The following is a 21,207-nucleotide window of genomic DNA, read 5'->3' as shown; positions in this document are numbered from 1 at the left end:
GCTATCGGCTGCGGATTCAACCGGTCGATGCAACGTTTTGATGGAATCGTTCGGCCGGCGTATCAAAGTTGAGTGTCTTGCGCGGACGTTCATTGAGCCGCCTCGCGACGGCATTGAGTTTGGCTTGCGAGTAGACAGAGAGATCCGTGCCTTTCGGGAAGTATTGTCTTAATAGGCCGTTCGTGTTCTCGTTGGAGCCCCGTTGCCAGGGATTCTGAGGGTCGCAGAAGTAGACCTGAATGTCGGTCGCCACGGTAAAGCGCTTGTGATCGGCCATCTCTTTTCCACGATCCCACGTCAGCGATTTGTACAGCTCCTGGGGTAATTTGCCTGCATGTTTGATCAGGGCATTGACCACAGTCTCTGTGTCCTTGCTGGCAACCTTCACCAGCATCACAAACCTCGTCTGACGCTCGACCAAGGTGACGATCTGGCTGTTGTCGCTGCCGAAGAGCAGGTCGCCTTCCCAGTGGCCGGGAATCGCGCGATCTTCGACGGTTGCAGGCCGCTCACTGATCGAAACGGTGTCACAGATTCTTCCACGGTCGTCAGTCTTCGCGGAATAGAGACGAGAGTGACGCATGACCCGGCAGCGCCTCAGGTGTTCAAGCAACTCCTTCTTCAGCGCACCGCGGGCCTGTACATAAAGGCTACGATAGATCGTCTCGTGTGACACCTGGTAGTCCTTGTTGACCGCATATGCATGCTTGAGCCAGCCTGCAATCTGCTCTGGGGACCATTGCATCCTCAGCTTGGCTGCCACAACCTGCGCCAGCGTTCGGTTTCCGACGAGCTTACAGGCCTTTGGGCGGCGCGCTCGCGCCCAGGCAAGCTCGTCCGCCTGGTTTGCACGATAGCCTTGGCTTCCCCCGTTTCGCCTGAGCTCACGGCTAATGGTAGACGGGGCGCGTCCTAGCCGGGATGCAATCGACCGGACAGAGAGTCCGGCCGCCACGGAGCGAGAGATCTCCTCTCGTTCGGCAAGCGTCAATGCCAATCGGGAGCGGTGTCGCTGTACTGGCTGGATACCACCGGTCTCCGCCAAGATCCTCTGCATCGAAGAGTGACCCCGATCGAACAATCGTGCGATCTGATGAAGCGTGTCACCTTTGCGCCACCGTTCCCACATCAGTGCCTTTTGGGTCTCGGTGTAGTAGATCCGCCGTCTTTGCTTCATTTGCAGCACCCCTCAGGCTTGCAAAGCCTTTAGTGTGTTGCATCGACCGGTTGAATCCGCAGCCATGAAGCGTCATTCGCCTCCACCGACGCGTGGACGTTAGTGCGTCCGCTTCGCTCAAGCAACAGACCCCTGTTCGCAATCGCTTCTGTCGCCTTTGTGGCGCTTCGACACGCCTTCGTGTCCTGACGTCCGCGACAATTCGCGAGTGGCGCCCGACTGGCTGCGCGCCTCATACATATACACAAAAAGTATCAATGACTAACCAATAATATATTGGACGTGTTTTAGTTGCGGCCATATTCTCCAGCAGACCCCAACAACGGGCGCGGAAATGACCATGGCAAGCAATCTCATTCTTGAAACCGTCGGACTGAGGAAGGAATTCAAGGGATTCGTCGCCGTAAACGACGTCAGCCTCAAGGTCACGCGTGGGCACATCCACGCACTGATCGGTCCGAACGGTGCAGGCAAGACCACCTGCTTCAACCTCCTTACCAAGTTCCTGGATCCCACGCGCGGCACCATCCGGTTCAACGGTGCCGAGATCTCCGGTGAGAAGCCGGCACAGGTCGCACGCCGGGGCGTGGTGCGCTCCTTCCAGATCTCGGCGGTGTTTCCGCACCTGACCGTGCTTGACAACGTGCGTATCCCGCTGCAGCGCAGGCTCGGGATTTCCTTCCAGTTCTGGCGCTCGCCGAAAGTCCTCGCATCACTCGATGACAGGGCCATGGCTTTGCTCGCCGACGTCGGACTGGAGGACTTCGCCGGCATGACGACCGCCGAGATGCCGTACGGCCGCAAGCGCGCGCTGGAAATCGCCACCACGCTGGCCCTCGACCCCGAGCTGATGCTGCTCGACGAGCCCACGCAGGGCATGGGCCACGAAGACGTTGACCGCGTCATGCAGCTCATCAAGAAGGTCTCGGCCAATCGCAGCATCCTGATGGTGGAGCACAACATGAAAGTGGTGTCCGGCATCTGCGACGCCATCACGGTGCTGGCGCGCGGCAGCGTGCTGGCCGAGGGCACATACGCGGAAGTCTCCGCCAACCCGCAGGTCATCGAGGCCTATATGGGCAGCGCTGATGCCGCGCTCGCTGCGCAGGGAGGGCATTGATCATGGCGACGGAATACCTGCGGGTCACCGACCTCCATGCCTTCTACGGCGAATCGCACATCCTGCACGGCATCGACTTGCTGGTGAACGAGGGAGAGTGCGTGACCCTGCTCGGCCGCAACGGGGCAGGCCGTACCACCACCCTGCGCGCGATCATGGGCCTGACGGGGCGGCGCGCCGGCTCGGTCATGATCGACGGCCGCGAGGCAATCGGCATGCCGGCCCATCGCATCGCGCGTCTCGGCGTCGGCTTTTGCCCGGAAGAGCGGGCGATTTATTCCAGCCTCTCGTGCGAGGAGAACCTCTTGCTGCCGCCGCAGGTGGGTGGCGGCGGGATGAGCCTCGACGAGATCTACGCGATGTTTCCCAACCTCCACGAGCGGCGGCATAGCCAGGGCACGCGGCTCTCGGGCGGCGAGCAACAGATGCTGGCGATGGCGCGCATCCTGCGCACCGGGGCGCGGCTGCTGCTGCTGGACGAAATCTCCGAGGGACTGGCGCCGGTGATCGTGCAGAAGCTCGCCCAGGTCATCCGCGACCTCAAGGCGAAAGGCTACACGATCGTGCTGGTGGAGCAGAACTTCCGGTTCGCCGCGCCGCTGGCCGACCGCATGTACGTGGTGGAGCACGGCCAAATCGCCGCGGAGATCCACCAGCACGAGATTCACGAGAAGCAGCACCTGCTCCAGGAACTACTGGGTGTCTGAGACCGCTGCGGAGGAGACAACATGACAACGATTCTGGGAGTCCCGCTACAGGGGCTGTTGGGGCAACTCGTGCTCGGGCTGGTGAACGGCTCGTTCTACGCGATTCTCAGCCTCGGGCTTGCCGTGATCTTCGGCATGCTCAACATCATCAACTTTGCCCACGGCGCGCTGTTTATGGTGGGCGCATTCGTCGCCTGGGCGGGCCTGGAGTATCTCGGCATCAGCTACTGGTGGTCGCTGCTGGCGGCGCCGGCGCTGGTCGGGCTAGCGGGTATCGCCATCGAGCGCGGCCTGCTGCGGTGGCTGTACAAGCTCGACCACCTGTACGGGCTGCTGCTCACCTTCGGGCTGGCGCTCATTATCGAAGGCCTGTTCCGCTTCCAGTTCGGCGTCTCGGGACAGCCCTATTCGATTCCCGACGAGGTGGCCGGCGCCTTCAACCTCGGCTTCATGATCCTGCCGAAATACCGCGCGTGGGTCATCGGTGGCTCGCTCACAGTGTGCCTGCTGACCTGGTTCACGATCGAGAAGACCCGCCTCGGCGCCTACCTGCGCGCCGCCACCGAGAACCCAAGCATTACCCAAGCCTTCGGCATCAACGTGCCGGTGATGGTGATGATGACCTATGCCTTCGGCGTGGGTCTGGCCGGGCTGGCCGGCGTGCTGGCAGCACCGACGGGGCAACTAAGTCCGCTGATGGGGTCGAACCTGATCATCGTCGTGTTCGCGGTGGTGGTGATCGGCGGCATGGGTTCCATCCTTGGCGCGATCGTCGCCGGACTGGGACTGGGCGTGGTCGAAGGACTGACCAAGGTGTTTTATCCGGAGGCGTCGGCCACGGCGGTCTTCGTGATCATGGTCATCGTGCTGATGGTTCGGCCGGCAGGCCTGTTTGGCAAGGAAAAGTGAGGTCGAGTATGAAAATGAGAAATCTTGGCTACGGTGTCCTGCTGCTGGGCGCGCTGGCCGCCCCTGCCGTGCTTTATCCGGTGATGCTGATGAAAGTGCTGTGCTTCGCCTTGTTCGCCTGCGCCTTCAACCTGCTGCTCGGCTATACCGGCCTGCTCTCGTTCGGCCATGCGGCGTTCCTCGGCACGGCGGCCTATATATCGGGCTACGGCATGAAGACCTGGGGGCTGACCCCGGAACTCGGCCTGCTGCTCGGCACGGCCGTCTCGGCTGCCGCGGGCTTTGTCGTCGGGGCGCTCGCTATTCGCCGGCAGGGCATCTACTTCGCGATGATCACGCTTGCGTTGGCACAGATGTTCTACTTCCTGTTCCTGCAGGCGCCGTTCACCGGCGGCGAGGACGGCATGCAGGCCATTCCGCGAGGCAGGCTGTTCGGCCTGATCGACCTGGCGTCGGACCTGCGCATGTACTACTTCGTGCTGGCGATCTTCCTGTTCACCTTCTGGCTGATCCACCGCATCATCCATTCGCCTTTCGGCCAAATCCTGAAGGCGATCCGCGAGAACGAGGCGCGCACCACCTCACTGGGCTACGACGTCGCGCGCTACAAGCTGCTGGCCTTCGTCCTCTCGGCGGGCCTGGCCGGCCTTGCCGGGGCCACCAAGACCCTGGTCTTCCAGTTTGCCACGCTGACCGACGCGCACTGGCACACCTCCGGCGAAGTCGTGCTGATGACGCTGTTGGGCGGCCTTGGCACGGCCTTCGGCCCGGTAGTGGGCGCGGGCATCGTGGTCGCCATCCAGAACGCCTTGGCCGACAAGGTCGGTTCCATGATCACCGTGATCATGGGGAGCATCTTCGTCGTGTGCGTGCTGGCGTTCCGCCGCGGCATCGTCGGCGAGTTGATCGCGTTGTGCCAGAACATCGTGGGCAACCGCCGCGGCCGGCCCGCACCGTGCCACGCTGCCGTGCCGGCACCAAGTCATGACGAAACGCCCGCCGGAGCAGGCGTGCATGGCCGGCGCGTGGAAGGAAAGGCATGAAATCTAGCGCTGAACGGAACACCCCATATATATCCCCACAGTAGAGGAGACACATGATGAACAATCGCATCAAGCTGCTTTCGCTCGCCGCGCTGCTGACGGCCTCGACGGCGCAGGCCGAGATCACGGACGGCGTGGTCCGGATCGGCGTGCTCAACGATCAGACCGGCGTTTATGCCGGGCTGGCTGGTCCCGGTTCGGTCTGGGCCGCGAAGAAGGCGGTCCAGGACTTCGCGCCCGAGAAGCATGGCCTGAAGGTGGAGATCGTGGCCGCCGACCACCAGAACAAGCCGGACGTCGGGGCGAGCATCGCCCGCCGCTGGTTCGACGTGGACAAGGTAGACGCTATCGTCGACGTGCCGACCTCGTCGGTCGTCCTGGCGGTCAACCAGGTGGCCAAGGAAAAGAACAAGGTGATGATTGTCACCGGCGGCGGCACCTCCGACCTCACCGGCAAGGCCTGCACGCCCAATGCGATCCACTGGGCCTATGACACGTGGGCACTGGCGAATGGGACTGGCAAGGCGGTTGTCAAGTCGGGGGGCAAGAGTTGGTTCTTCGTGACTGCTGACTACGCCTTCGGCCACTCGCTCGAACGCGACACCGAGGCCGTTGTCGTCAAGAACGGTGGCAAGGTCCTCGGCAAGGTCCGGCATCCTTTCCCGGGCAACGATTTCTCCTCCTACCTGCTTCAGGCTCAGGCCTCGAAGGCACAGGTAGTGGGCCTGGCCAACGCCGGGGGCGACACCATCGGCGCGGTCAAGCAGGCCGCCGAGTTCGGCGTGACCGCCGGCGGTCAGAAGCTGGCAGGCCTGCTCGTCTTCAGCAGCGACGTCCAGGCGCTCGGCCTCAAGGCTGCACAGGGCCTGTTGCTGAGCGAGACCTGGTATTGGGATATGACCGACGAGAACCGCAAGTTTGGCAAGGAATTCGCCGCTGCCAACAACGGCAAGTTCCCGACCATGGCGCAGGCGGGTACGTACTCGGCTGTGATCCACTACCTGAAGGCAGTAACGGCGATGAAGGCGGATGGCGACGGCGGCGCCGTGGTGGCGAAGATGAAGGCGATGCCCACCGACGACAAGCTGTTCGGCAAGGGCAGCATTCGCGAAGACGGCCGGAAGATCCACCAGCTTTATCTGTTCGAGGTGAAGAAGCCGTCGGAATCGAAGTATGCGGGCGACTTCTACAAGCTCATCGCCTCCATTCCCGCCAACGAGGCGTTCCGGCCGATGGAAGAAGGTAGCTGCCCGCTGGTTGGGAAGAAGACGTCATGAAGATCACCTGTCGCGAGACGACGCCCGAGGCGAGCGCCAGCTTCCTGGAGGCCATCGACCTCGGCATCGAAGGGCTGGGCGACACCCTCACCGAGCGCAATGGCCGAGACCGCCCTGTTATCAGAACTTCCTCTCACGCCTGTTGCGGGCCGCCCTGGCCGACGGCAACTCGCTGGCGTTCGACCGCCACGTACGGCTGCCGCCTATTGCCGGCAGCCCGGCGCGCCTGAACGTCCGCGCCATTCTCCGGCCCTCGCCAACGTTACAGCGGGCGAGGCCCGGGGGAACCTTCACAGCATGCTTTTCGCCGTCTCGATGAAAGCCGTCATCAGCGGCGTTGGGGTGCGCTGGCTATAGCCGAGCATGATCTCGACTGTTGGTTGCCGGCCTTTGATCGGCTTGTAGACGACGTGGTCGAACTTCATCTGCCGGACCGATGCCGGCACGAAGCCAATGCCCGCACCGGAGCTGACCAACCCGACCAGCGTGTAGACCTGCCCCACTTCAGACACGACCTTCGGCACGAAACCCGCCGACGCGCACATGCGCATGTTCATGGCGTGGAAGTCCGGCGCCGCCTCAGGCATGTACATGATGAAGGGCTCCTGCGCGCAATCCTTCAGCGAGATTGACTCCGCGTTCGCGAATGGGTGCCTTGCAGGCACAGCCAGCACGAACGGCTCTTCGAGGATGGTTTCCCACGTCACGTCCTCGAGGTCGGGCACGGGCCGCATGAAGGAGATATCCGCGTCACCCCGCCGCAGCGCTTCTGCCTGTTCGACGACCGGAAACCAGCGCAGCAGGATTTCCACGGAGGGAAAACGCTCCCGGTAGGCGCGCAGGATGGGCGGCAGCAGCGTATAGGACGTGTGCTCGAAGAAGCCGACCGTCAGCCGGCCAGTCTCACCGCGATGCGCGCGCTGCGTCTGGATGACCGCACTCTCAGTAGCGCGCAGAATCTGCCGCGCCTGCTCCAGGAAAATGCGACCCGCCTCGGTCAGCTCCACGTGCCGACGCGAGCGGTTCAGCAGTGTCACATCCATCTCCTCCTCGAGTTGGCGGATCTGCAGGCTCAGCGGCGGCTGGGCGATGTGCAGGCGCTCGGCCGCCCGCGTGAAGTTGAGTTCCTCGGCGACGGCGATGAAGTACCGGAGGTGGCGAAGGTCCATCGCTATATCCTGTAAGTATAAAAGAGCGATTAATTATATATTGGACGCTAGTTTGCGCAATCCCTACGATTCCATGCATACCCCGCTCCGCGCTCCACCCCGCGGTCCGCAAGGCTGGCAGCGAAGACCGGATAAGCCAATGTATGCATGGAGACAAAGATATGGATTCCAGACTGATCGATGATGCGCTCGATCGCATCCTGCAACGCATCGATGCGACGATCGCGCAGGACGAGGCGGGCTTTCCGCACTATGGCAATCCGGCCGACGGCACCTGGACACGCTCCCCGGCCGGCGACTGGACCGGAGGCTTCTGGGTCGGGATGCTGTGGCTGGCTGCCTTGCGCACTGGCGAGCAGAAGTACCGCGACAGCGCCCGCATGTGGTCCGCGCGGCTGGCACCGCGGGTGGCGTCGAAGTCGGTGTTCAAAGGATTCCTCTTCTGGTACGGCGCGCAACTCGGAGGCTCGCTGCTGGCCGATCCGCAGGCCGCAGGGCTCGCCCTCGACGGCACGCGTGGCCTGGCGGAGATGTACAGCGAAGCGGCCCGCCTGATCCCGCTCGGCTCCGAGGCCGAGGAGGCCTCCAGCGTGGGGACGAGCGAGGCCAACATCGATGCGATTCCGGGCACCGTGGCGCTGCTGCTGCGGCACGACGCCGCGCTCGGCACGGGCGAGATCGGCCGCCAGCACCTGCGCCAGCACATTGCCCTGTGCGTGCGGGAGGATGGCTCGGTCTGCCAGTCCGCCACATTCAACGCTACCGATGGCTCGCTCGTGAAGCGCTACACACACAAGGGCATCCATGACAGCAGCACCTGGGCCCGCGCCCAGGCGTGGGGCATGCTCGGCCTCGCACAGGTGCTGTCGTGCGGCGAGCAGGCGTTCAAATCCGACGCGATCCGCGTGGCAGATTGGTGGGTCGCGCACCTGCCCGCCGACCGCGTGGCCTTCTGGGATTTCGACGATCCCGCCATCCCGCACACTAACCGTGACACCTCGGCCACCGCCATCGCCGCTGCCAGCCTGCTCAAACTGGCCGCGCTCATCCCGGAGCGCGCGGCGGTCTACCGCCAGGCCGCCATCGATAGCATCGAGCAACTCGTGACCCGCTTCCTGACCCCGGTCAGCCCAGGCGATGAACGGCAGGCTGGCATCCTCACCGGCGGCTGCTTTAACAAGCGCAATGGCGTCGCCATGGATAACGAGCTGGTCTGGGGCGACTACTTTCTCTTCGAATCCCTGCTCATCCTCGCGGGCAGGATTGACGCCACCCAGGTCTGAACCCAACCCACTCCCGGAGAAACCAAGTGTCTGACATCAAGATCCCGCACGAAGGCAACGTATCCACCCTTATTGGCACGCACACCAGTTACACCCGCACCCTCGGCGAGTACGACATCTATGCATTCGCCGGCATCAGCGGTGACAACCACCCCAACCACATGGACGACGAATACTGCAAGCGCATGGGCTTCGGCGGCCGCATCGCGCAGGGCGCCATGATGGTCGGTTTCATCGCCGGCGCCGTGACCAAGTATCTCGACATGATCCAGCGCCCGGCGGTCTCCTACGGCTACGACAACGTGCGCTTCACCAAGCCCGTGCGCATCGGCGACACCCTTACCGTGAACTACCGCATTGCCCGCGCCGACGACGAGAAGAAGCGCCTGTGGGCCGAGGCGACGCTACTCAACCAGCGGGGCGAGACGGTCTGCGTCGGCACCCACATCATCCATTTCCAGGCCTGAGCCCGGGCTGCGAGCGACGAGGAAGGTGAGAGATCGCATGAGCAAGATCTGCACTGCGGCGCAGGCCGTTTCGGATATCCGGCCCGGTCAGAGCGTGGGCAGCGTCGGCGTGATCGGCTGGCTGACGCCGGACGCGTTGTTCCAGGCGCTGGCGCAACGCTTCCACGAGACTGGGTCGCCTCGTGACCTGACGTTCTTCTTCCCGGTCAGTGTCGGCGACGGCATTGGCATCCGCGGCATGGATCACGTGGCCGTCGAAGGGCTGATGAAGCGGATCGTGTCGGGCAACTTTACCAATGCGGTGAATCCGGCCACCGGCAAGCGCCCGGAGTTCATGCGCCTGATCCGCGAGAATCGGGTGGAAGCCTACTGCTGGCCGATCGGCGCCACCATGCACTGGCTGCGCGAAGTCGCCCGGCGCAGCCCAGGCTACCTGACCCGCATCGGCCTCGGCTCCTACATCGACCCGCGCCAGCAGGGCGGCAAGTATACGGCGCGCGCCACCGACGACCTGGTGCGGGTGCAGGAGCTGGACGGCAAGGAATACCTGTTCTATCCGAGTTGGCCGCTCGACGTGGGGTTCCTGCGCGCCACAAGTGCCGACGAGGACGGCAACCTGAGCTTCGAGGATGAGCCGATCACGTCGTGCGCACTGGCCATGGCGCTGGCGGTGAAGGCGTCAGGCGGCACCGTGATCGCACAGGTGCGCAAGCTGGTGCCGCGCCACGCCCGGCCGGCGCACGCGGTGCGGATTCCCGGCGTGCTGGTGGATCGCGTCGTGGTGGAACCCGACGCCATGATGACCACCGACATCCGGTACGACGATGCCTATCTCGGCGGCCAGCTTTTCGACGGCCGCGCCTCGGACCGCCTGACGCCCGGCGCCGACAAGGTGATCGCCCGGCGGGCGGCCCGGGAAATCAGGCCCGGCGAAGTCAGCATCTTCGGCTTCGGCGCTTCGTCCGATGTGCCCACGGTGATGATGGAAGACGGCCTGTTCGCCGACGGCGGCCTGCATCGCTACAGCTTTACCACCGAGCACGGCCCCTTCGGCGGCGTCGTGATGAGCGGCTGGCAATTCTCCGCCAACAAGTATCCGGAGGCCTTGATCGACGGCCCGTCGCAGTTCGACTTCATCGACGGCGGCAACTGCCCGATGGCGGCGCTGGCCTTTGCCCAGTTCGACCGGGCCGGGAACATCAACGTCAGCCGCTTCGGCGCGGCCAATCCGGGGCCGGGCGGCTTCATCGACATCGCCTACAACGCGCGCAAGCTGCTGTTCACCGGCACCTTCACCACCGGCGGCCTCGCCGCCGACACCACCGACGGCTTCCTGTCGGTCGGGCGCGAGGGGAGCGTGCGCAAGTTCGTCGAGCGCGTGGACGAGATCACCTATCCACTGGGGCGCAACGTGGCCGAGCGCGGTCAGGAGGCCAAGGTCATCACCGAGCGCGCAGTCTTCTCGGTGGCGCCAGACGGACTGGTGCTGGAGGAGGTTGCGCCCGGCATCGACGTCAGGTCGCAGGTACTGGACCTGATGGCCTTCCCGCCGGTGCGCGTGGCGGAGCCGCTTCCGCGCATGGACCCGACGCTGTTCCGCGCCTGACGCATCGACATATCTACGAGGAAAACATGGCTGTCATCAACTACCTGACTACCGTCCACATCGACTTCGGCGCCATCCGGATGCTGGGGGCCGAGCTGCAGCGCCTGGGCATCCAGCGACCGCTGATCGTCACCGATCGCGGCATCCGCGCCGCCGGTATCGCCGACAAGGTGCTCGACGCCCTGGGCCCGGATTGCTCTCCCACCGTCTTCGAGGACACCCCACCCAACCCGACGGAAGCCGCCGTGTCCGCGGCGACCGGCCTTTACCTCGGCAACGGCTGCGACGGCATCGTGGCCGTGGGCGGCGGGTCGCCCATCGACCTGGGCAAGGCCACCGCGCTGCTGGCGACCCACCCGGCACCGCTGCAGACCTACGCGGCGGTGGAAGGCGGTGCGAGCCGGATCACTAGCCGGGCCGCCCCGCTGGTGGCCATCCCGACAACTGCGGGTACCGGCAGCGAAGTGGGCCGGGGCGCGGTCATCGTCATGGAGTCCGGCCGCAAGCTCGGCCTCCTTAGTCCGTTCCTGCTGCCGAAGCTCGCCATCTGCGACCCGGAACTGACGCTGGGCCTGCCGCCGGCCCTGACCGCCGCGACCGGCATGGACGCCATCGCCCACTGCATCGAGACCTTCCTGTCGCCGGCCATCAACCCGCCCGCCGAAGCGATCGCCCTGGACGGCCTGCGCCGCGGCCTAGCCAATATTGGCAAGGCCACCGCGGACGGCTGCGACCGCGACGCGCGCTGGAACATGATGATGGCCGCCATGGAAGGCGCGCTGGCCTTCCAGAAGGGGCTGGGTGCGGTGCATGCCCTGTCGCACCCGCTGGGCGCGGTGCCCGGCGTCTCGTTGCACCACGGCACGCTGAACGCCGTGCTGCTGCCGGCCGTGCTGCGCTTCAACAAGCCGGCGACCCAAGCCAAGCAGGCCGCACTGGTACAGGCCATGGGCCTGCCCGCCGGCGGGAACCCGGCTCAGGCCATCAGCGAACTCAACGCCCGTCTCGGCTTGCCGGCTGGTCTCGGCGTCATGGGCGTGCCGCGTGACGTGTTGGAGGACATCGCGGTCGCCGCCACAAAGGACCACTGCCACGCCACCAATCCCCGCACTGCCACGGTCGACGACTACTTGGCGATGCTGCAGGAATCATATTGAGGAGAAAGACGATGTCATACATCGCAGAACACCACGAGATGATCCGCGAGGCGGTGCGCCGCTTCGCCGAGGAAGAGATCGCACCGGTCGCCCACCGGTTGTGGGAAGAGGAGAGTTTTCCCTACGAGATCTGGCGCCGGGCCGGCGAACTGGGCTATATCGGGCTGCCCTACCCCGAAGCCTGGGGAGGCAGCGGTGGCGACTGGCTTGGCTTCGCCATTGCGCTGGAAGAGATCGCCCGCGTCGACTGCGCCGTGGCGGTAGCCATCATGGCCAATTCGACAGCGGCCAGCCTGCTCAACAACTACGGCACCGACGGTCAGAAGGCGCGGTTCCTGCGGCCGATCCTGACGGGCACGCAGGTCGGCTGCATCGGCCTGACAGAGCCGAACGCCGGTTCCGACGCTGCGAATATCCAGACCCGCGCCGTGCTGAAGGATGGCTGCTGGGTCGTCAATGGCGCCAAGACCTTCATCAGCAACTCGGGTTCCGAGATCACCGGCCCGATCGTCATTGCGGCGGTGACTGGAACCCGGCCCGACGGCCGCAAGGAGATTTCGAACTTCATCGTGCCGAACGGTACGCCCGGCTTCAGCCATGGCAAGAAGCTTCACAAGATCGGCTGGCGCGGATCGACCACATTCGAGCTGTTCTTCGAGGACTGCACCATTCCTGCCGAGCACCTGCTCGGCGAGCTCGGGGCCGGCCTTAGACAGACCCTGTCACAGGTGAGCACCGGCCGCATCCTGATCGGAACGCTGGGCCTGGGCATCCTGGAGGGCTCGCTGGAACGCTCCATCCGCTACATGAGCGAGCGCACAGCGTTTGGCAAGACGCTCAACCAGTTCCAGTCGCTGCAGTTCAAGCTGGCCGACATGGCGACCCACGCGCACGCTGCCCGCCTGATGCTCTACGACGCCGCGGTGGCCAAGGACGAGGGCCGGCCCTACGATCGGCAGGCCTCGATGGCAAAGCTCTTCGCAACCGAGAAGGCCATGGAGGCGGCCCATCAGGCCGTGCAGATCCACGGCGGCAACGGGATCATGACGGAGTACGCGGTATCGCGCGCGTTCGGGGATGCCAAGGTGCTCGAGATCGTTGAGGGGACCTCCGAGATCCAGCGGATGATCATCTCCCGCGACGTAATGCACTGACGCAAGGCTGCAGCCAGTGAGGCAATCCATGGAACACGTCGAACACAGCGCGGATGGGCTGGAGCGCAGCCCGGTCAACTTCTTGCCCCTGACGCCGATCTCCTTCCTGCGCAGGACGGCCGAGGTCTACCCTGAGCGTACAGCCATCGTCTACGGCGAGCGCCGCACGAGCTGGCGGGCAATGCTGGAACGCAGCCGCCGCCTCGCGTCGGCGCTGGTGGCTGCCGGCGTCATGACTGGCGATACGGTGGCCGTGATGGCCGCCAACACGCCGGAGATGCTGGAGATGCATTTCGGCGTGCCCATGAGCGGCGCCATGCTGAACACGTTGAACGTGCGCTTGGACGCGGCCGCCATCGCCTTCATGCTCAGGCACGCGGATGCAAAGGTGCTGGTCACCGACACGGAGTACGCTGACGTAGTCGAAGCCGCACTGGCGCTGCTCGACAACAAGCCGCTGGTGATCGACATCGTCGATCCCGCCGTCGAAGCGGGCCGCAGGCTGGCGGAGATCGAATACGAGGGCTTCCTGGCCGGGGGCGATCCGCACTGGGAGGGCGGCGAGCCCGTCGACGAATGGCAGGCCATCGCCCTCAACTATACCTCCGGCACCACAGGCAACCCAAAGGGCGTGGTCTACCACCATCGCGGCGCCTATCTGGCTGCGCTGTCGAACATGCTCGACTGGGGCATGCCCCGGCACCCCGTTTTCCTGTGGACGCTGCCGCTGTTCCACTGCAATGGCTGGTGCTTCGCCTGGACGCTGGCTGCCAACGCCGGTACCAGCGTCTGCCTGCGGCGGGTGGAGGCCGCCGCCGTGCTCGATGCGATTCGCGAGTGCCAGGTCACGCACTACTGCGGGGCGCCGATCGTGCATGCGATGCTTGCCCACGCACCCGAAGCGTGGAAGGCGGGCATCGACCATCCGGTCCACGGACTCATCGGCGGCGCCCCCCGCCGATCCCGGTGATCGAAGGCCTGATGCGCATGGGGATCAGGATCACCCAGATCTACGGGCTGACTGAGGTCTACGGCCCCGCGGCGGTTTGCGTGGAGCAGCCCGAATGGGAGGAACTCGGCATCGGTGCGCTGGCGGAACGAAAAGGACGGCAAGGCGTCCGCTACACCGCACAGGAAGGCATGGCCGTGCTGCATCCCGAAACCCTTGTGCCGGTGCCGTGGGACGGGAAGACCATCGGCGAAGTCATGTTCCGCGGCAACATGACGATGAAGGGCTACCTGAAGAACCCCGAGGCCACGGCGGAAGCTTTTGCCGGCGGCTGGTTCCACTCGGGTGACCTCGCAGTCGTCTGCCCGGATGGCTATGTACAGATCCGGGACCGTTCCAAGGACGTCATCATTTCGGGCGGAGAGAATATCAACTCACTGGAGGTTGAAGAGGTGCTCTACCGGCACCCTGCGGTGCGCGTGGCAGCCGTCGTCGCCCAGCCGGACGAGCGTTGGGGGGAGACGCCATGCGCCTTTGTCGAAGTCGTCGATGGCGCCAGGGTCGGCGAGCGCGAACTGATCGAACATTGCCGCGCCCATTTGGCGCACTTCAAGGCGCCGAAGAAAGTAGTCATCGGCCACCTTCCCAGGACGTCGACCGGCAAGATCCAGAAGTTCCTCCTCAGGCAACGAGCAAGCTCCGGCGCTCCCTGGCCCGGCCACGTACAGGCGTGAGTTCCCCCGTGAATGTGTTTCGGTGGCCGGCCGAGCCTGCTCTCCACATTCGGGATATCCGAGAGCGCCCGGTCGTGGCGGAGCAGAAGACTCGTGTCCGGCATCGCATTGGGAGCGAAGACCGGTTGATCGACCGCCTTGGCGACATCTTGCGCGAGATGCGTGACTGGCGCGGTACTACAGCACGGCAGGCTCGGCACCTGTCCAGGCGTCACGGTATCGGCTACCAGGCCGCGCTGCTCTTCCTCTATCGCGCGGAGATGCGTTCAGCGTGCCCGAGGCGCATGGTGATCTGTCTAGCTGCGGCGGTGGAACTTGGCATTGACTTGAGCGGCTTCCCACCTGGATGCAGGATCGAAGAGGCGGAGTTGTCTTCGGAACTTCGGGTCATGTATTGGACGGCCTTACGGAGGGGCGCAGGGCGGAAATGGAGGCAGTGGCCGGGTGATGGCGCCGGACAAGTATGAGTACAGGGTAATTTCGGATAGTGGTCGGCTGAATCCGCGGTGGTAGGCGGCCGTAGGCATGGCAACCGGTGATAGCTGCTTGGCCTTTTCTGCCGTTGGCGCGCTGATTGCCGAATGACTGAAATGGCGACCGTCTACCGAAGCAGCATTAGGGCGGATGACCGTTGGACTCGGATAGCCGTCATCGTGTTGAGGAAGATTCGAACGGCGCAGAAGGGTCGGTAGGAGCCGTTCCGTTGATTCCCACCAACCTCGCCGCGTGCCTCACTCTACGGAAATCACGACCTTTTTGTGGCCTACCTGAACTTTCAGTAGCTGTCCAACGCTGAAACCAGCTCTCTCCAGCCAAATACCACGCAATCGAATCCAAGGGATTGCCCGTAGCTCAGAAAATCTATTATTGCTGCCTGCAGCAACCGGGTAAAAAGTGCGCCCAGCCTTGATGGTGCGTACCTGCGCACCAGCAGATCCTTTCGCCATAGCCAACTCCTGTGAGATTGTTACTTCGCCCTGTTCATAGGGCGGCCAGGCACTTGAACACCGCTCACAGACGGCCCGCAGTTTTCCCCTTGCGGGTCTTGTATGACTGCGCGTTACCCGGCCATAGCGAGAGCTATGGACGCAAAGAACCACGGACTGTCGAGCGTGGCTGAGTCGCTGTAAGCGGTGTGTTCAGCACCATTGATTAGGCTAAGCAACAACACTTCCGCTAGCGACTACCAATGAGTGCACGTCCCATAGACGAAAGGCGACCAGACGAAAGGGACCGATCTATTTCATCGCGCCAGACTAACGGCCTGCCAGCGTCTCCGCGTAAGCCTGGAACCTGCGAAGCTCATCACTCGGAACCAGCGAACCACCGGTGGCCCAGATCACATGCGTTGCATCGCGCATGTCGAGCCCGTGATCGCGTACATACGCCTGGCCTTCGGCTGAGCCGCCCAACCAGCCTGGGCCACCTATGCCGGCCGCCGCTGAAGGTTCGACTTCCACGCCCATCGACGTCTTGAGCGCGAGCAACTGAACGTAGAGTTGATCGTCGGGGACGGTGAACACGCCGGCGAGCTGGCAGGCCATCAACGGGCTGACCAGATGGGATGCCTGTCCGACGGCGAGGCCATCGGCATCGGTCCGGTTATCGAGGCCGATGTCGTAGACGGATACGGGCGTGTCCGCACCTGAGGCCAACTGCACCAGCACGCACGGCGAGGCCACGGGCTCGGCAAAGAAGCAGTGCACATGTTCGCCGAACAGAGCCTTGAGTCCGAAAGTGATGCCACCGGGCGCGCCGCCGACACCGCAGGGGAGGTAGACGAAGAGCGGATGCGCGGCATCCACGACGCGGCCGGCCTCGGCCAACTGGCGTGCCAGGTGACGGGCTGCGGCGGCGTATCCAAAGAAGAGCAGGGCGGAGCGTTCGTCATCAACGAAATGGCAGCGCGGCGCCGCCAACGCCTGCTCCCGGCCTGCTGCAACAGCTTCTGCGTAGTCGCCCTCATGTTCAACGACGCGCACGCCGCGCTTGCGCAGACGGTCCTTCTTCCACGCTTTGGCGTCGGCGGACATATGCACCACCGCATCGAATCCGAGCGCAGCCGCCATTACGCCGATGCTCAAGCCGAGGTTGCCGGTGCTGCCGACCGTCATCGAGTATTGCGAGAACAGCGCGCGCGCTTCCGCCGTCGCGAGCACGCGGCGATCACCATTCGGGTCGAGAATGCCATGCTCAATCGCGATGGACTCGGCAATCGCCAGGACTTCATGAAAGCCGCCGCGCGCCTTGATGGAACCGGCAATCGGCAGCTCGTCGTCTCGCTTGATGAACCACGCGCCCTCGGCGCCATCGGAGCCAATGAGCGCGTGCTGGAGCGCGGTGGCAGGCATCAGTTGCGATTCCACTTGCCCATGGCTCGGCACCAGTTCGGCAAACAGCGTGGCCATGAGCGGTGCGCAGCGCGCAAGACGTGCCTCGGCTGCCTCGATAAGTTCTGTCGACGGCGCGGAAGCCGGCAAGGGTTGCCCCAGCCTCGGATTCAGCCAAAGCAGCGGCTGTCTCGATTGAAGTCGCGCTAATAGCTCTGCGGGCATCGGCAGGGTGCTCATCAAGTCCTTCTCCAAGGAATGCGTTATGGGAGAGGATCCTAGGCGCCGCAGTCGTGCAAGAATAGCGATCGTTTCTAACGCATGCATTAGCTTGGCTAATCCCAATGCTCGACTCCTCTGTACTCGGCGCGCTGCGCTGTTTCGAAGCCGCGGGACGCCTGCTGAGCTTCACCAAGGCTGCCGAATCCCTGAGCCTCACCCAAAGCGCGGTGAGCCAGCAGATTCGCCAGCTGGAAGACCGGCTCGGCTACATGCTCTTCGTGCGCCAGCCGCGGGGCCTGAAACTGACGCCAAAGGGCGAGGCGCTGTTCGAGACCACGACGCGCGCACTGCATGACATCCAACAGACCATCCAGCGGCTCGGCTTGCCAAACGCGCCGTTGCAGGTCAATTGCCTGCCGTCGTTTGCGCTGCAATGGCTGATGCCGCGCCTGACCGAGTTTCACCGCGAGCAGCCGGATGTGTCCGTGCGCCTGAAAGCCGAGTTCCAGGCCCTGGACAGGCAATCGATGGAAGCGGAAGACATTGACGTGGCAGTGCGTTACGACCCGGTCCGCTACAGCCAGCTGCACGCGGACGTCTTGCTGGACGAGTACCTGATTCCGGTAGCCACCCCCGAGTATCTGGCGCAGCATCCTGGACTATCCGACGGGGTGTCGCTCGACGGCGTCGAGTTGCTGCATGACGCATCGCCATGGGTCGGCGCAGCCGAGTTCGTGGAATGGCGCACATGGCTTGAGGCGTTTCATCCGGCATGGATGGCGCATCTGGCGGGGCCGCAATTCAATCTGTCGAGCCTTGCCATCAGCGCGGCATTGAACCACCAGGGGGTGGCGATGGGACGTACGGCGTTGGTCTACGACGAGCTCAGGAGCGGGCGGCTGGTGGATGTCTTCGGCAAGCATGTTCGCGCGCCGGCGCGCTACATGCTGCTTTCTCGTGATCCTGAGGATCGGCGCGTGACCATTTTCTCTTCGTGGTTGAAGGCGGAGTGTGAGCGCTTCGATATTGCGCGGCTGGAGTTGCTTTCCCCTGGCGGAATGCCACGAAAGGTCGGGGAGGGGGAATCGATAGCTGATTGATCCGCAGCCGCCGTGCCGCGCAGTTGTTCCCTCTACTGCAGAGCGATCCCACGGCACGCTCCCGCAGTCGTAAGCTGTCGTGGCAGGGTCCGTAACAGGGGTGGTAGAAAAGCGGTAGCCTTAACCACCCGGCATCGGCTCTCCTAGCTCCTCCGCCTTGTGAGTCGGCAAAGTGCAGCATTGATTCGGGCAAGCAGGGATGAAATCAATGGATGTCGAGCGGCTAGCCAGACCCTCGATCGGGCGGCTGAAGCTGGTCCCCGCCGTTGCCAAATGGACGCGGTCAGCGCTGAAACCACTGCCCACCAAAAATCGACTGACTGTAGCAGAGCGCTGCTCTGCCAAGCGCTTCCCGCCCTTCTCCGAACTGTCAACATGGCCGGCGATGAAGAAGGCTTCATAGTTCGGAAAGCTCGCTTTCAAATCCGCGATCCAACTCGCTAGTCGCAGCGCTTCCCCAGCGGTCAGATCGGCCGACTCGTTGAGAAACGATAAGTCCAGCGAACGACCAGGCCTACAGGCATGAACGTTCCCAATGGCCGCATACAAGATCCATAGCGCTACGAGCGCCTTACTCAGAACAGACAATGTAACCCGCGATGTTGTCGGCATTTTCTATAGTCCTTGGGTCTTGGATTCTGGCTCGAGCCTTTGCCTTATGCGTAGAGTACCAATGGTCAAGAGATCCGAATACGTCAGCAAAGTGGGATACCTCGTGCACCAGGGTTAGCAGCTGAGAATCGAAGCTTCGGTGGCGCGACCGTAGTGTGTAGAAGTCCAAACGTATGGCGATGGTATGCGTCGCGGTATCCGGGGCGCATACCTCCGCGACCATACCGACGTTATGCTCGCGAGATACGCAGCCAACATGTCGCATTTTTTCCGGCGAGTAGCGGATGAAGTTGGCGGGCGTCAGGCCGGTCAGCACGGCATTCATCCGCTGCAGGCCCGTAGCAATCTCATTACGCGCCGTGGCCTCGGTGGTCCCGAACCACTGTCTGAACCATTGCTGATCGGTGGTATGCCATCTCTGCAATTCGACTTGCCTTGCCGCAACCGAGCTAAGGGCTTTAGGCGCATGATATGAGCTTGGAACTCGGCATTGCTCATATTCGGACAGATGCGGTCCGCATCGTCCCCGAGGGAATCCGTCGATGTGTCCACGAGCTTCTGTCGAGACTCTGGCAGCATGTGCTCACCGGACAGGTCGTTCGCACTTGTTTGCTCGATCGAACCCACTTCGATGGTGAATGTCTTCTGCGATGCGATGACATAGGGTTTGGAAGCGCATTTGCAGTAGACACGGGCACCTTCAACCAGCACCGTCTTCCCCATGATCGTAAAGGCGGGCTCACAGTTATTGAGCGCCGGTCCTCCTTCCTTGCACCTGGGACAAGTGGCAAAGGTGCCGTGCACGGCAACTCTCTTGCCAAGGTGTGTCATAAACGGCTCAGTACTGACCAGATGGCCGCCAGTGGTTGTTGCGTCGCCGTCAAGGAGAGCGGATCGAACGTCAGGCATTGACTGTCCCTCCGCACACAATTCCCTTGCCGCATAAGTTTCTGGCTGGGTGTGCGCTCACAATATCCCCTCAGAGTACAGAACGATTGTTCTATAGCGTGGGATAAGGAACCCAGGGTGCAGACAAATCTAAGATGAGAGAAAACTTGATTGAACTCAAGATTCATCGTCTCAAAGCTATTCTCCTGACAGTTGCTTGCATCAGGCGAGTCAGAATGACATGCGGCGATTCTTGGGCCCACGTAGTTTCTTGACGAGTACGGATTGCCGAAGGAGTGGTGGGCAAGCAATCCGGGCGGGGAGAACGGCCTGATCCGACAAGCGGGTACACAGTACGCGGTCGCGCTGCCACGGCCACCTGTAGGCTAAGTTGGTACTTCATGGAGCCCAAGAGCTACTCCCACTTTGCTTCGCTATTCTCGGTCCACTATCCAGGCTTGGAAACGGTCTTTGAACCATGACGAGCACACTGCTCCCCGAAATTGCTGTTCTCATTCGCCCACCCGTCTCCCCGTCTCTCCAGGATCAGTTGGATCAACTGGGCAGGTTCATCCGCGTGATCCAGACCTTGGGGCCGTCGTTCAGAAAGTGGTACCTGGGCGGCGACAGCAAGGATGAAGCATTGCGGTATGAGGCCTTTGGAGATGCTGGAATCAAGCCAGCGGCGCTCGCGGTCCTCCGGACGATGAATAGCGGAAAGGCCACGGCATGTGACGTCGGCCTCTGGAATGGGCAAGACGGTGCCCAGGCCGCTGGGCTGAAGTATTTGATCGGCGGACTTCGCCCGTGGACTGTCAATCTTAGGGCGAGAGTCGACCCGGCAATTACCACCCCGCAGTTCGTCTACGTTGTGGAACAAGCCGCCGTCATTTGGTCGCCCTTGCTAATTACTGCGCACGCTCAGTCGTATATGACCAAGAAGGTGTTTCGCGATCGCCCTGGCGTCGGCAACATGATCTATCTGCCGCGCTCCGCCACACAAGGTGAGGTACCGGAAGCGGGTGCTCTCGTTCCTGTCATAAGAGAGCAGTGTCAAATCGGGACGATCATCATCAGTGTCGTCGATCAAGTGTTTTCGGACCTGATTCCTGATCACGTAAGGGTGGCGAACAGTATTGAGGTGCGACTTGTCGACCAAGACCTTCTCCCCCGGTACGCTGACCTCTAGCCATCGCCATTCACCTGCTACGGGCATGGGAGTCTGGATAGCGGGGCAGCATGCAACAGCCATCCTTGTAGATTCAACGCACAGCGTGCAGCTTTCGCCGTCTGCCGCAACGGC

The 21,207-nt window shown here is 63.1% G+C and carries 20 protein-coding genes and 1 pseudogene; 14 read left to right on the top strand and 7 right to left on the bottom strand.

Annotated elements, in window-relative coordinates; all coding sequences use genetic code 11:
* Positions 1-16: 16 nt before the first annotated feature.
* A complete protein-coding gene (locus tag CBM2586_RS14040; RefSeq protein WP_115687593.1) occupies positions 17-1,177 on the bottom strand; it encodes an IS30 family transposase in 1,161 nt (386 codons plus the stop codon).
* A 340-nt stretch (positions 1,178-1,517) separates the two neighbouring features.
* On the opposite strand from CBM2586_RS14040, the gene CBM2586_RS14035 reads away from it, so the two are divergent.
* The 6 genes from CBM2586_RS14035 to CBM2586_RS14010 are packed head-to-tail and all read left to right on the top strand — an operon-like array spanning position 1,518 to position 6,463.
* The gene (locus CBM2586_RS14035) at positions 1,518-2,297 is read left to right on the top strand and encodes an ABC transporter ATP-binding protein (RefSeq protein WP_115666432.1); all 780 of its coding nucleotides are present in this window, start codon (positions 1,518-1,520) and stop codon (positions 2,295-2,297) included.
* 2 nt (positions 2,298-2,299) lie between these two features.
* Positions 2,300-3,004 (top strand): ABC transporter ATP-binding protein, encoded by a 705-nt coding sequence (locus tag CBM2586_RS14030; RefSeq protein ID WP_029043246.1) that lies wholly within the window; start codon positions 2,300-2,302, stop codon positions 3,002-3,004.
* Between the two features lie 21 nt (positions 3,005-3,025).
* The gene (locus CBM2586_RS14025; protein WP_115664338.1) at positions 3,026-3,913 is read left to right on the top strand and encodes a branched-chain amino acid ABC transporter permease; all 888 of its coding nucleotides are present in this window, start codon (positions 3,026-3,028) and stop codon (positions 3,911-3,913) included.
* Positions 3,914-3,927: 14 nt separating this feature from the next.
* A complete protein-coding gene (locus CBM2586_RS14020) occupies positions 3,928-4,956 on the top strand; it encodes a branched-chain amino acid ABC transporter permease (RefSeq protein WP_115664336.1) in 1,029 nt (342 codons plus the stop codon).
* 56 nt (positions 4,957-5,012) lie between these two features.
* A complete protein-coding gene (locus tag CBM2586_RS14015) occupies positions 5,013-6,233 on the top strand; it encodes an ABC transporter substrate-binding protein (protein ID WP_115664334.1) in 1,221 nt (406 codons plus the stop codon).
* On the top strand, positions 6,230-6,463 hold the full coding sequence (locus CBM2586_RS14010) for a hypothetical protein (RefSeq protein ID WP_115664332.1): 234 nt from the start codon (positions 6,230-6,232) through the stop codon (positions 6,461-6,463). Before CBM2586_RS14015 ends, CBM2586_RS14010 begins: the two co-directional genes overlap by 4 nt.
* 60 nt (positions 6,464-6,523) lie before the next feature.
* On the opposite strand, the gene CBM2586_RS14005 is transcribed toward CBM2586_RS14010, so the two are convergent.
* Positions 6,524-7,402 (bottom strand): LysR family transcriptional regulator, encoded by an 879-nt coding sequence (locus CBM2586_RS14005; RefSeq protein ID WP_115664331.1) that lies wholly within the window; start codon positions 7,400-7,402, stop codon positions 6,524-6,526.
* A 161-nt stretch (positions 7,403-7,563) separates the two neighbouring features.
* On the opposite strand from CBM2586_RS14005, the gene CBM2586_RS14000 reads away from it, so the two are divergent.
* The 6 genes and pseudogenes from CBM2586_RS14000 (at position 7,564) to CBM2586_RS13975 (ending at position 14,752) form a co-directional block, all read left to right on the top strand.
* Positions 7,564-8,685, top strand: coding sequence for a glycoside hydrolase family 88 protein (locus CBM2586_RS14000; protein ID WP_115688098.1), 1,122 nt, complete (start codon positions 7,564-7,566; stop codon positions 8,683-8,685).
* 26 nt (positions 8,686-8,711) lie between these two features.
* Positions 8,712-9,152, top strand: coding sequence for a MaoC family dehydratase (locus CBM2586_RS13995; RefSeq protein ID WP_022538176.1), 441 nt, complete (start codon positions 8,712-8,714; stop codon positions 9,150-9,152).
* 37 nt (positions 9,153-9,189) lie between these two features.
* Complete coding sequence (locus CBM2586_RS13990; protein ID WP_115688096.1) at positions 9,190-10,758, top strand: acyl CoA:acetate/3-ketoacid CoA transferase; 1,569 nt, start codon at positions 9,190-9,192, stop codon at positions 10,756-10,758.
* A 26-nt stretch (positions 10,759-10,784) separates the two neighbouring features.
* Entirely contained in the window at positions 10,785-11,915 is a 1,131-nt protein-coding gene (locus tag CBM2586_RS13985) for an iron-containing alcohol dehydrogenase (RefSeq protein WP_115664328.1), read from the top strand.
* Between the two features lie 11 nt (positions 11,916-11,926).
* Entirely contained in the window at positions 11,927-13,069 is a 1,143-nt protein-coding gene (locus tag CBM2586_RS13980; protein ID WP_115664327.1) for an acyl-CoA dehydrogenase family protein, read from the top strand.
* Positions 13,070-13,097: 28 nt separating this feature from the next.
* Positions 13,098-14,752 (top strand): annotated as a pseudogene (locus tag CBM2586_RS13975) (acyl-CoA synthetase).
* A 731-nt stretch (positions 14,753-15,483) separates the two neighbouring features.
* Here the strand turns inward: CBM2586_RS13975 and CBM2586_RS13970 are convergent.
* Both CBM2586_RS13970 and CBM2586_RS13965 read right to left on the bottom strand, forming a co-directional pair.
* Positions 15,484-15,699, bottom strand: coding sequence for a SymE family type I addiction module toxin (locus CBM2586_RS13970; protein ID WP_115688092.1), 216 nt, complete (start codon positions 15,697-15,699; stop codon positions 15,484-15,486).
* 309 nt (positions 15,700-16,008) lie between these two features.
* Entirely contained in the window at positions 16,009-17,322 is a 1,314-nt protein-coding gene (locus CBM2586_RS13965; RefSeq protein ID WP_115688090.1) for a D-serine ammonia-lyase, read from the bottom strand.
* 104 nt (positions 17,323-17,426) lie between these two features.
* Here CBM2586_RS13965 and CBM2586_RS13960 point away from each other — a divergent pair, with 104 nt between their 5' ends.
* A complete protein-coding gene (locus CBM2586_RS13960; RefSeq protein WP_115688088.1) occupies positions 17,427-18,404 on the top strand; it encodes a LysR family transcriptional regulator in 978 nt (325 codons plus the stop codon).
* 120 nt (positions 18,405-18,524) lie between these two features.
* On the opposite strand, the gene CBM2586_RS13955 is transcribed toward CBM2586_RS13960, so the two are convergent.
* The 3 genes from CBM2586_RS13955 to CBM2586_RS32655 are packed head-to-tail and all read right to left on the bottom strand — an operon-like array spanning position 18,525 to position 19,847.
* Positions 18,525-19,016, bottom strand: coding sequence for an OmpA family protein (locus tag CBM2586_RS13955; RefSeq protein ID WP_115688086.1), 492 nt, complete (start codon positions 19,014-19,016; stop codon positions 18,525-18,527).
* Positions 18,976-19,440, bottom strand: coding sequence for a M35 family metallo-endopeptidase (locus tag CBM2586_RS32660; RefSeq protein WP_172587076.1), 465 nt, complete (start codon positions 19,438-19,440; stop codon positions 18,976-18,978). The genes CBM2586_RS13955 and CBM2586_RS32660 overlap by 41 nt, the downstream gene beginning before the upstream one ends.
* On the bottom strand, positions 19,338-19,847 hold the full coding sequence (locus tag CBM2586_RS32655) for a hypothetical protein (protein WP_368667208.1): 510 nt from the start codon (positions 19,845-19,847) through the stop codon (positions 19,338-19,340). Before CBM2586_RS32655 ends, CBM2586_RS32660 begins: the two co-directional genes overlap by 103 nt.
* 535 nt (positions 19,848-20,382) lie before the next feature.
* Between CBM2586_RS32655 and CBM2586_RS13940 the strand changes: the two genes are divergently transcribed.
* On the top strand, positions 20,383-21,093 hold the full coding sequence (locus CBM2586_RS13940; RefSeq protein WP_115688080.1) for an Imm52 family immunity protein: 711 nt from the start codon (positions 20,383-20,385) through the stop codon (positions 21,091-21,093).
* The last annotated feature ends 114 nt before the right edge of the window (positions 21,094-21,207 follow it).

The organism is Cupriavidus taiwanensis (genome assembly GCF_900250115.1).
Classification (GTDB): domain Bacteria; phylum Pseudomonadota; class Gammaproteobacteria; order Burkholderiales; family Burkholderiaceae; genus Cupriavidus; species Cupriavidus taiwanensis_B.
This window is presented reverse-complemented; position numbering and strand designations above follow the sequence as displayed.